At 72.0% G+C, this 10,850-nt stretch carries 10 protein-coding genes; 4 read left to right on the top strand and 6 right to left on the bottom strand.

Annotated elements, in window-relative coordinates; genetic code table 11:
* Positions 1-161: 161 nt before the first annotated feature.
* From epsC to ribA, 5 genes are read right to left on the bottom strand one after another with little or no spacing between them, the layout of a single operon-like run.
* Positions 162-872, bottom strand: coding sequence for a serine O-acetyltransferase EpsC (epsC, locus tag AB0F77_RS39995; protein ID WP_361958707.1), 711 nt, complete (start codon positions 870-872; stop codon positions 162-164).
* Positions 869-1,888: a pyridoxal-phosphate dependent enzyme gene (locus AB0F77_RS39990; protein WP_361958704.1), complete on the bottom strand. Its 1,020-nt coding sequence runs from the start codon at positions 1,886-1,888 to the stop codon at positions 869-871. Before AB0F77_RS39990 ends, epsC begins: the two co-directional genes overlap by 4 nt.
* A complete protein-coding gene (locus AB0F77_RS39985) occupies positions 1,885-2,817 on the bottom strand; it encodes an SUMF1/EgtB/PvdO family nonheme iron enzyme (protein ID WP_361958713.1) in 933 nt (310 codons plus the stop codon). The genes AB0F77_RS39990 and AB0F77_RS39985 overlap by 4 nt, the downstream gene beginning before the upstream one ends.
* Positions 2,818-2,864: 47 nt before the next feature.
* Entirely contained in the window at positions 2,865-4,553 is a 1,689-nt protein-coding gene (locus AB0F77_RS39980; protein ID WP_361958701.1) for a WD40 repeat domain-containing protein, read from the bottom strand.
* Entirely contained in the window at positions 4,553-5,155 is a 603-nt protein-coding gene (gene ribA / locus AB0F77_RS39975; RefSeq protein ID WP_361958698.1) for a GTP cyclohydrolase II, read from the bottom strand. The genes AB0F77_RS39980 and ribA overlap by 1 nt, the downstream gene beginning before the upstream one ends.
* A 1,108-nt stretch (positions 5,156-6,263) precedes the next feature.
* Here ribA and AB0F77_RS39970 point away from each other — a divergent pair.
* The 4 genes from AB0F77_RS39970 to AB0F77_RS39955 all read left to right on the top strand — a co-directional run bounded on the left by AB0F77_RS39970 (position 6,264) and on the right by AB0F77_RS39955 (position 9,892).
* Complete coding sequence (locus tag AB0F77_RS39970; protein ID WP_361958695.1) at positions 6,264-7,337, top strand: Glu/Leu/Phe/Val dehydrogenase dimerization domain-containing protein; 1,074 nt, start codon at positions 6,264-6,266, stop codon at positions 7,335-7,337.
* A 69-nt stretch (positions 7,338-7,406) separates the two neighbouring features.
* Positions 7,407-8,462, top strand: coding sequence for an aldo/keto reductase (locus AB0F77_RS39965; RefSeq protein ID WP_361958692.1), 1,056 nt, complete (start codon positions 7,407-7,409; stop codon positions 8,460-8,462).
* Positions 8,463-8,645: 183 nt separating this feature from the next.
* On the top strand, positions 8,646-9,251 hold the full coding sequence (locus AB0F77_RS39960) for an NAD(P)-binding domain-containing protein (RefSeq protein WP_361958690.1): 606 nt from the start codon (positions 8,646-8,648) through the stop codon (positions 9,249-9,251).
* A gap of 35 nt (positions 9,252-9,286) precedes the next feature.
* A complete protein-coding gene (locus tag AB0F77_RS39955) occupies positions 9,287-9,892 on the top strand; it encodes a TetR family transcriptional regulator C-terminal domain-containing protein (RefSeq protein ID WP_361958687.1) in 606 nt (201 codons plus the stop codon).
* A 132-nt stretch (positions 9,893-10,024) separates the two neighbouring features.
* Here AB0F77_RS39955 and hemQ read toward each other — a convergent pair whose 3' ends face one another.
* On the bottom strand, positions 10,025-10,765 hold the full coding sequence (hemQ, locus tag AB0F77_RS39950; protein ID WP_361958684.1) for a hydrogen peroxide-dependent heme synthase: 741 nt from the start codon (positions 10,763-10,765) through the stop codon (positions 10,025-10,027).
* Positions 10,766-10,850: the final 85 nt, after the last annotated feature.

The following is a 10,850-nucleotide window of genomic DNA, read 5'->3' as shown; positions in this document are numbered from 1 at the left end:
CCCGCCCCGGGGCCCCCGGTCGGCGGGGGGGGGGGGGTTTTTTCCCTGTGTCTTGTGGGGGGGGGGGGCGGGGGGTTTTGGGGGGGGGGGGGGGGGGGGGGGGGGGGGGGGGGGCCGGCGCGGACCGTCCCCGGGGGGTGTGGGGACGGTCCGCGGGTGTGTCACGTCGTGTCGCCCTGTGCCGCCGGGTACTCCTCGAACGTCGAGCCCCCGGAGGGCGCCGTGGAGTTGTCGACGGCGCCGCGTGCGGTGACGTGTCCCGTCGGGCGGGAGCCGTCGCCGTGGTGTACCTGGCTGGGCGGGGCCTGGACCCTGCTGCGGGGCGGCAGGTCGGTGACGACCAGGGAGTGCGCCCCGACCAGGGAGTCGGAGCCGATGTGCACGGCCCCGAGGACCGACGCGTTGGCGCCGACGACGACCCGGTCGCCGAGGGTGGGGTGCCGGCGCTCGCCCGGCGGCCTGCGCCGGTCGCGCCACCAGCCCACGGAGCCGATGGTGACCTGGTGGTAGAGGGTGACGTCGTTGCCGATGACCGCGTCCTCGCCGATGACCACGGCGGCGCCGTGGTCGACGAAGAACCGCCTGCCGATCTGCGCCCCCGGATGGATCTCCACGCCTCCGGAGAGGCTTCTGCCGACCAGCGCCACGAGCCGTGCCAGCATCCGGTGCCGGCGCCTGTAGAGCCGGTGGGCGAGCGGATGCAGCCACAGGGCGGGCAGGTGGGAGGAGAGCAGGGCCTCGGACGTGCGGTGCACCGAGGGGTCGCGGGCCACGACGACCCGCAGGTCCTCGCGCATCCGGCGGGCGAGGCCGCGCAGCCCCCGGGGCGGCACGGTGTCGGGCGCGCGTCGTGATCGCAGCAGGGGCCTCACCCGATCCGCTCCCATTCCTCGGGTGTCCCGGCGTCCGGGAAGACCGTGACGACGGTCTCCGAGGGGGACAGCGTGGCGGCGACGTCCCGGGCGGCGAGCCAGTTCGCGGCGGCCGAGCTGCCGATCCGGGTGCCGGTGCGGTCCCGGAACTCGGCCATCGCGTCGAGGGACCGGGGGTAGGAGACGGTGACGTGATCCACGTCGTTGTCGTGCAGGGCGACGAACGGCTGTTTGATCCCGTCGCCGAGTCCGCCCGAACCGCCGTACTTGGGCAGCCCGTTGGGGGGTTGCGGGCTGCCGTACGGCAGTTCGCTCGGGCAGACGCCGACCGCCCGCACCCCGGGATGCCGGGCGCGCAGGGCGCGCAGCACCCCGATGAGGGTGCCGCCGGTTCCGATCGACGCCACCCAGGCGGCCGGGGAGACGTCCCCCAGGTCCTTGAGGATCTCGGCGCCCGTGGAGTGCTCGTGGAAGTCGAGGTTGGCCGTGTTGCGGTGCTGGTAGAGGAGGTGCCACTCGGGTTCGGCGCGGGCGATGCGCAGCGCGGTGCGCATCACTTCGAGGAATCCCTTCTCCTTGTCCACGAGGTCGACCCGCGCGCCGCGTTCGGCCAGGGTGTCGAGCAGGCTGGGCGGGCTGGCCGACGACAGCACGAAGCGCGCGGTGACGCCGAGGTCGGCGCAGAGCCGCGACAGCGCGCGGGACAGGTTGCCGCCGGAGTACTCCAGCACCCGCAACTCGTCGAGCGGGCGGTCGCCGTGGGCCTGGAGGGCGGCGCCGAGCAGCGCGTACGCGACGCGGTCCTTCACGGACCCCTCGGGGTTGTGCCACTCCTGCTTGGCGAGCACGGTGGCGCCGCCCTCGGGTCCGGGTACGGCCACGAGGGGGGTGCCGCCGAGCCGCGCGCCGAAGTCGCGGTAGGCCGGGTGCCGGCTCTCCAGAGCGGCGTGGTCCACGTCCACCGTGCCCGGCGCGAGCGGCGCGTCGATGGGCGCGAGCTGTGGCGTTGCTGTCACTGATCCTCCACCAGTCGAAAGCCCATGGCGTAGAAGGGCTTGCGGTACCAGCCGTGCCGCCGCCGGCAGCGGGCCAGGTCCCCGTAGCGGGTGAAACTGCCGCCGCGGGCGATGCGGTAGGCGGCGGTGGTGCGCAGCAGGTCGTCGTCGACGGCCTCGCCCCCGGGGTAGGGCCGGTAGTCGTCCGCCACGTACTCCTCGACGTTGCCGCCCATGTCGTCGGCGCCGAAGGGGCTGCGTCCCGCCGGGTAGATGCCGACGGGGGTGGTCGTCAGCGGTCCGTGTTCCACGGTGTTGGCGCGGTCGGGCCCGAACCCCTCGCCCCAGGGGAACTCCCTGCCGTCGCCGCCGCCCGCCGCGTACTCCCACTCGGCCTCGGTCGGCAGCCGGAAGGCGCGGCCGGTGCGGCGGGACAGCCAGTCGGCGTAGGCGTCGGCGGCCTCGGGGGGCACGGTCCACACCGGGTGGTTGGCGAGGTGCGCGGGGTAGATGCCGAACTGCCAGGAGGTGGGCAGCCAGCGGGCGCCGGTGTCGGTCAGGAAGGCGCGGAACTCGTGGTTGGTGACGGGGTGGCGGGCGATGCGGAAGGCGGCGACGTCCGCGATGTACTCGGGGGCCTCCTTCGCGATCCACTCCTCGACGACACCGACGTCCGCCCAGGCGCGGGTGACCTCCGCGACCCGCTCGGGGGCGAGTCCGAGCGTGACCTTGGCGGCGGGCACGTCGACCATGCGGGGCGCGAGGGGTTCGATCCTCGGGTCCCCGGCCAGGGCCAGCAGACAGCCGGCGGCGAAGCGTTCGGTCCAGGGCCGTCCGCCGTCCTCGGCGGTGCGGGCCAGTGCGCCGGGCCGCCGCCCGGCCAGACGCGCGTACGCGTCGGCCAGGGCGTCGGGGGCGATCCGCTCGGCGAACGTCTCGGGCAGGCCCATGGCCTCGCGGTCGCCGAGGGTGTTGGGGTTGCGGCTGCCGGACGGGGTCACCGTGCCGCCCTCGGCACCGGGTGGACGTTCCCGTCGTACGAGCCGGCGAGGAAGACGTCGTTGTCGGAGTCGTAGCAGATCGAGGAGATCCCGGCCGTGGTGGGGCGTACGACGACGGGCCAGGTGCCGGTCTCGCGGTCGTGGACGGCGACCAGGCCGTTGTATCCGCCGGTGGCGACGTACCTGCCGTCCGCCGAGGCGCTGACGCTCTTGATGGAGTGGTCGTGCGGGGTGTCCACCACCACGCACTCCCGCCCGGTCCATATCCGCAGCTTGAGGTCGCGGCTGATGCTGGCGAACCCGCCGGTGGCGAGGCCGGTGCAGCCGTTGGCGATCTTGGTGTGGGCGTCCGCGGACCGGCCGGTCTCGGTGAGGGTCTCGGTGGAGAACCAGGCGGCGCTGGTGTCGGCGCAGACGGAGAAGATGGTGTCGCCGGCGACGGCGACGCCCTTGACCGCGTTGGTGTGCAGCGGCAGCGCGGTCTCCAGGACGACGGAGCCGTCGTCGGCGAGGGAGAAGACGAGCCCTTCGCCGGTGTAGGTGCCGACGACGAAGTGCGGGCGGCCGTCGCGTTCGAAGGCGGCTCCGCAGTTGAGGGGCGAGCGGTGCTGGTGGACCGCCCGGCCGGTGAGCGCGTCGAAAACGGTGCCCATCTGGCCGCCGGTGAACACCCGGTCGCCGACCGGGGTGAGGAAGTTGCACAGGCTGCCGGTGCGCGCGGTCTCCTGTCCGTCCCGCCAGTGCACCCCGGCGTCGCCGATGGTGAGGGTGGTCTTCCGGAAGCGGGCCACGGCGTTGACGCCGTACGTCGGTTCGACTCCGCCCAGGTCCCAGGCGTCGGCCGCGATGTCGTAGGTGGCGTACGAGGAGCCGAAGGTGGCGAAGACGAGGGTCGTGTCGTCGAGGAAGGCGCAGGAGCGCGGCCACACGTCGCTGGGCAGGGACGAGGACGCCACCTGGCGCAGGGTGTCTCCGGAGACGTCCCAGACCCGCAGCAGCCGGTCGTAGCTGAGGCTGACGAGCAGACGGCGCGCGACGTTGAGGACCAGGCGCTTGATGCCGGCGTCGTGGGCGGGCCGGGTGGTCGTGCCGCTGCCGTCGATGCGGACGATCTCGCCGTCGTCGTTGCCGGCGAAGACGGTGCCGTCGGGGGCGAGGGCGACGGTGTCGGTCTCGACGCCGCCGAGGTCGATGTCGGCGACCACACCGCCGGTCGTCAGCGACCAGCGCTTGATCGTTCCGTCGTCGCTGGAGGAGACCAACTCCCCCTTGTCCGGCGCCCATTCGACGGAGATGACATCGGCGGTGTGCCCTTCGAAGACGGCCTTGAGGCGGCCGTCGAACCCGTAGACGCGGACCCGGTGGTCGCGCGACGCCGTGGCGATGAGCGGTTCGGTCGGGTGGAAGACCGACATCTCGACGTCGTCCTCGTGGTCGGAGAGGACCGTGAGGAGCTTGAGGTCGGGGAGCGACCAGAGCCGGGCGGTGTAGTCGCTGGAGGACGTCAGGAGGTGGCGGCCGTCGGGGCTGAAGGACACCTGGTTGGCGAGGTGGTCGTGGAAGGCCCTGCCCAGCGGCCTCTTGGTGGCCGCGTCCCACAGGATGACCTGGTTGTCGTAGCCCGCGGTCGCCACGTAGGTGCCTGCGGAGGCGGCGATGCCGCTGATGGGGCCGGTGTGGCGCATCACAGGGACGCTCCTTCCATGTCCACGTCAATCCGGATGGTGTGCTTGGTCTGCGTGACCTTGGCCTTGAGGTACGGGAGGTTGACCGGGTTCACATGGGTGCCGGTGGGCACGACGGCGCGCAGCCTGATCCCCAGGGCGCGCAACTGCTCCGCCTTGTCGGGGTTGTTGGTGAGCAGGTCGATCTCCTGGGCGCCGAGCGCGCGCAGCATCTCGGCGGCGGCGGTGTAGTCGCGCTCGTCCGCGCCCCGGCCCAGCGACCTGTTGGCCGTGTAGGTGTCCTGGCCCTCGTCCTGGAGCCGGTAGGCGTCCAGCTTGTTGTAGAGCCCGATGCCCCGGCCCTCCTGGCGGAGGTAGATCAGGTATCCGCCCTGCCTGTTGATGGCGTCGAGCGCCTCGTGCAGCTGGGGACCGCAGTCGCAGCGCAGGGACCCGAGCACGTCGCCGGTGAGGCACTCGGAGTGCAGCCGTACGAGGGGCACGCCGTCGGGTTCCCCCAGGGCGACCGCGAGGTGCTCGCGGCCGTCGCTGAGCCCGTCGAACGTGATCAGTCGCCCCTGGGCGGCTTCCGCGGAACCGATATTCAGGGGAACCGGCGTCACACCCCTGATCCGAACGGAATTTACTTTCTCTTCACTGGACGTTTCGCGAGTTGCTTTCCGACTCACTGGAACTTCTTTCGTCGGCGGCTCAGTCGAGAAGGCGTTGATCACTGTAGGCAGATTGCAAATTGACCTTGTAGCTCAAAATTAGCCATCCGCCGATCGCGTCCGAAACACATGGGGCAACCACGCGAAAAGGTGCGGGTAAATCACCATTCAAAGGGACCGGAGCACAAGATTGCGCCCGATTGGTATATATGTGCTTCAAACTTCAACTTGGTCATCGTTGCGCAAAGTACCGATCGCGAATCCGGTCGGACGAGGTGAACGATCCGTGCACGTGGCGGTGTTCACACGATGGGCACACCGGGCGTCGGCCGCTCCCCGCGGCCATGACCACGATGCGCACGCAATACCCTTCGCCATGCCCCCCTCCCCCGCATTCCCTTTCCATCGGAAGCCGTCGCGAGCCGCCCGGTATCCGCTCCCGAAATACGCCGGCTCAGTCCTGCGGTTCGGAATTATCGGGCCAGGTCGCTTCACGCGATCGCGGGACTCGGACATGCCCCACAGCAATTCGGCGAGAGCATCGGGGGGTGACCGTCGGAATACCGAGCGCGGTAATCGTCTCGTCGTCCACGGCCGCGGCCCCCGCGCCGCCCCGGATGACCGCGCCGATCGTGAATGGCCGTTCGCGCCGGGCGACCAGGGCGACCCGATGTCCCGCACGCCCGGGACGGCGTGCGACCGAGGCTCCGGGTCCGGGCCCCGCGCCGAGAACGGCGACCGCCTTCTCGTTCGCGGTCATGAGCGAACTCCCCGAATGTTCATGAGCCGCTTTCCGGGGAAAGCGCTCGCTTATTTCGCCGAAGTCGAGCGCGAGAGCGCGAGAAACCCGAGGGGAAGCGGCTGTTCGGAGCGCCGCCCATGCGCGACCGGGCCCGCGTACGCGGCGAGGCGTCCCGATCCGGAGACATGACTTCATTCAACTGAAGTCAGAGAGAGGTACGAATGGAAGCCCACTGGCACCTTATCCTCCATCTGACTTGTGCTGCCTTAAGTGAGATGGCTAGCATCGGCCACGCCGTCACCCCGGAAGGACATGCCCATGGCCGGTACGTCGCCCCAGCTGGAAGCCACGCTCGACCACGAGGAGGTCGTCGTCCGCAAGGGCGCGCGCACCGGTCTCCCCGTCATCGTCGCCGTCCACTCCACCCTCCTCGGCCCGGCGCTCGGCGGGCTGCGGGTGACGACGTACGACTCCCCCGCCGACGCCGTCGTCGACGCCCTGCGCCTGAGCCGGGGCATGACGTTCAAGGCCGCCTCCGTGGACAACGGCACCGGCGGCGGCAAGGCCGTCGTACCGCTGCTGCCGGGCGGCCCCCGGCGGCTCGACGGACAGTTCCGGACCAGTGTCCTGCTGGACCTCGCGGACGTGGTCGACTCGCTCGGCGGCCGGTACGTCACCGCCCCGGACGTGGGCACCGGCCCCGCCGAGATGGCCGTCGTCCGCACCCGCACCTCACACGTCGGCGGGTACACCACGATGCCCGACGGAGGACCGGCCACCACCTTCGGCACGGCCGGCGGTGTGGAGCGGGCGATCCTCGCGACGGCCCGGCACCTGTGGCGTTCCACCGACCTCACCGGCCGTGAGCTGGTGGTGATCGGCTTCGGCGGGGTCGGCCGGGCCCTCACCCGGATGCTGCTGGAGCGCGGTGCCAAGGTCGCCGCCTCCGACATCGACGGCTCGCTGCGCGCACCGGCCGAGGAACTGGGCGCGTCCTGGGTCCCGTTGGAGCAGGCGTACGAGGCCGACGTCGACCTGGTCGTGCCCTGCGCCCTCGGCGGGGTGCTCACCCCGGAGCTGGTGCCCCGGCTGCGCTGCCGGGCGATCGTCGGCTGCGCCAACAACCAGCTCAGCAGTGACTCGGTGGCCGAACTCCTCCGGGCTAAGGGCGTGTTGTGGGCGCCGGACTTCGTGAGCAACGCGGGCGGCATCCTGTACGCGAGCGGCCGGGAGATCGGTCGGCTCACCCACGAGCAGGCCGTGGACCGGCTCGGCCGGATCGAGGAGACGACCCTCCAGGTCCTCGCCCGCAGCGAGCGCGAGGGCGTCACCACCCTCGCCGCCGCCTACGACGTCGCCCGCGAGCGTCTGGCGCGGGCCACCGCCCACTGACCACGGGTGCCGGAGCCCTCCTGGCGTCCGGCGCCCCTCCATACCATCCACAAGGCAGGGGAGCAGCACGTGCGGCACTTCGCGTTCGGACGCAACAACGGTCTCAGGGTCTCCGAACAGGCCCTCGGCACGGGCATGTTCGGCACACGGTGGGGTGTCGGCGCCGGCCTCGGGGAGTCCCGCGCGATGCTCGACATGTTCGCCGACGCGGGCGGTACGTTCCTCGACACCGCCGAGAGCTACCAGGTCGGGGAGTCCGAGGAGATCCTGGGTGAGCTGCTGGCGGGCCGGCGCGACCGGTTCACCGTGGCGACGAAGTGCACGCTCGGGGTGGGCGGGGACGCGGACGTGCTGCGCACCGGCAACGGCCGCGGCGCGATCGTACGGGCCGTCGAGGGGAGCCTGCGCCGGCTCGCCACGGACCGGATCGACCTGCTGTGGCTGCACTACCCGGACGGTGTGACCCCGCTGGAGGAGGTGGTGCGGGCCCTGGACGACCTGGTGCGCCTCGGCAAGATCCTCTACGCCGGGCTGTCGAACTTCCCCGCCTGGCAGACCGCCCGCGCCGCGACGCTCGCCGAGGTGCGCGGCCTCGCCCCGATCGTGGCGGTCCAGGTCCAGTACAGCCTGGTCGAGCGGTCGGCGGACCGCGAGATCCTGCCGATGACGGAGGCGCTGGGCCTGGGGGCGGCCCTGTTCTCGCCGCTGGGCGGCGGTCTGCTCACCGGGAAGTACCGTACGGGCGGGGAGGGCCGCGTCACCACGATCCCCGGGCTCGTGCACACCGAGGACGGCGCGCGGAAGACCGCGGTCGTCGACGAGGTGCTGTCGCTCGCCGCCGGCCTCGGGGTCACACCGGGGCAGGTGGCCATGGCCTGGCTCCGGGAGAGGTCGGCCGCGTCCACGACGTCCCGCGTCGTTGTCACCGGCCCCCGGACGGCCGCCCAACTGCGGGAGTACCTGGGCTCGTTGGAGGTACGGCTGGACGCCGACGCGGTGGCGCGGCTGGACGAGGTCAGCGGCATCGAGGCGGGGCAGCCGTACGAGATCGTGCGCGCGCGGGCCGCCCATGTGGTGGGCGGCCCGGACGTCGACTTCCGGCGCCCGGTCGTGCCGGTGGCCTAGCGTCCGTGCCGGTGGCCTAGCGTCCCGGCTCCGCGTCCGGCGCCGATCACCCGGCGGCCGGTCCGCCGGGGCCCGCCCGTGCCCCGGCGGTCCGCCGTTGACACCGTCCTGGCCCCGTTCTAGCTTGGTTTTGGTCTGATCAGTACGAAACTCTCGTACGGGCCTCTCACACCAGGAAGCACGATGATCGAAACAGTGGGCGTCGTCGGAGCCGGGATCATCGGCCGGGCGATCGCCGCGCACGCGGCCAAGGGCGGTCAGCGGGTGCTGCTGGGCAACCGGCGCGGCCCGGACACCCTCGCCGACCTGGCGGAATCCCTCGGCCCCGCGGTCACTGCCGTGACGGCGAAGGAGGCCGCCACGGCCGAACTGGTCGTGCTGGCGATCCCGTTCACCAGCGTCCCGGACTTCGGTCCGACGGTCGACTGGAGCGGCAGGATCGTCGTGGACGCCACCAACCAGTTCGCCTCGCACGACCCCTACGAGGGCCGCGCGGACACCGGGGGCCTCACCGGGAGCGAGTTCCTGGCGCGGCATCTGCCGGGGGCCACCCTCGTCAAGGCGTTCAACGCGATGTACGGCGCCCGTGTGGCGGCCGACCCGCGGCACACCGAGGGACGCCAGGTGGTGTTCTACGCGGGGGACGACGACACGGCCAACACCCGGTTCGCCGAACTCGTCGGACACTGGGGGTTCGCGCCCGTGTACGTGGGGCCACTGCGTTCGGGCGGACGGCTCATGCAGCTCGACGGCCACCTCAGCGGCCTGCACATCCTCAAGCAGGACTGACGGCGGGGGCGTACGGCTCCTTGTACGCTCGGGTCATGGCTCGACCTCGGACATTCGACGAGAACCAGGTGGTCCAAGCCGCCCTGGCGCAGTTCTGGCACGCCGGGTACACGGCGACGTCGCTCGACGACCTCACCGAGGCGACCGGCCTGGGCCGCAGCAGCCTGTACGGGGCCTTCACGGACAAGCACACGCTGTTCATGCGGGCGCTGCGGGCGTACTGCGACGGCTCGGTGGAGCAGTGGCGCGAGGCCCTGGCGGAACCGGGACCGGCCCACGACCGGCTGGACCGCTTCGTCCGGGCCGTGGCGCTGGGCATCGCCGACGACGCGGTTCGCCGTGGCTGTCTGCTGGCCAAGAGCGCCGCCGAACTCTCCGCGACGGACGAGGAGGTGGCCGCCGTCACCGCCGACACCTTCCGGCGACTGCACGCCCTGCTGGTCGAGGCCGTGACCGAGGCGCGGGCGGAGGGGGCCCTGGACCCGGACACCGATCCGCAGCTGCTCGCGAGCCTGCTCCTTGCGGTCCTGCGCGGCATCGAGGCACTGGGCAAGGGCGGCGCGGGCCCGGACGTCGTCATGCAGGCCGCGGAGCAGGCGCTGGCCCTGCTGCCCCGGCCGTCGGCCGTGCCCACGGCCTGATGACGTGCCGCTCACGGTCCGGCCGGCCGGACCTCACTCGAGGGGGTCGCGGGCAGGTCCCGCGCGGGGCTCGGAGAGATGTCCGATGTCTTCATGGGAGTCTCAGCTGCTCCGGTTCGTGGTGCGGGGTCATCAGGCGAGGGCCGCGACGAGCTGGTGCACCGTCGTGCGGCGGCCCGTGTGGAAGGGGACTTCTTCACGGACGTACAGCCGCGCCCGGGACTCTCGCAGCCTGCGCATGAGGTCGACGATGCGGTGGAGTTCGTCCGCCTCGAAGGCGAGGATCCACTCGTGGTCGCCGAGCGCGAAGGAGGGCACGGTGTTGGCGCGGACGTCGGGGAAGTCGCGGGCCATGCGGCCGTGTTCGGCGAGCATCTCGCGGCGGTCGGCGCTCGGCAGCAGGTACCAACCGTACGAGCGGACGAACGGGTACACGCAGATGTGGTCGCGGGGCCGCTCGTCGGCGACGTAGGCCGGGACGTGGGACCGGTTGAACTCGGCCGGGCGGTGCAGTGCCATGGCGGACCACACCGGTTCGAGCGCCCGGCCGAGTGCGGTGCGGCGGAAGCGCTGGTGAGCGTCCTGGAGGGCTTCGGAGGTCTCGGCGTGCCACCAGATCATGACGTCGGCGTCGGCGCGGAACCCGGACACGTGGTACGTGCCCCGCATCGTGACGTCCTCGGCGGCCAGCTCCTCGAACAGGTCCGTGACCTCGTCCGCGAGCCCGGACCGCTCGGGCGGCAGGACGTCGCGCAGCCGGAACACCGACCAGAGGGCGTACCGTACGACCGAGTTGAGGTCCCGGGCCTTCTTGCCGGCGTCCGGGGCCCGGCCGTGCGGGGCCGGTTCCGGAAGGGGGTCGGTGTTCGACATGATCTCTCCACGTGGTGTTTCTCGCGCCGGCCGGCCGGGTGGTGTGCGGGCCGTGTCCGGGGATGTGTCCGAGGGCGGGTCCGGC

The organism is Streptomyces sp. NPDC026672 (assembly GCF_040638185.1).
In the GTDB taxonomy this organism is placed as follows: domain Bacteria; phylum Actinomycetota; class Actinomycetes; order Streptomycetales; family Streptomycetaceae; genus Streptomyces.
Note: the sequence above shows the minus strand (reverse complement) of the source record. Positions and strands in the feature narration are given on the sequence as shown.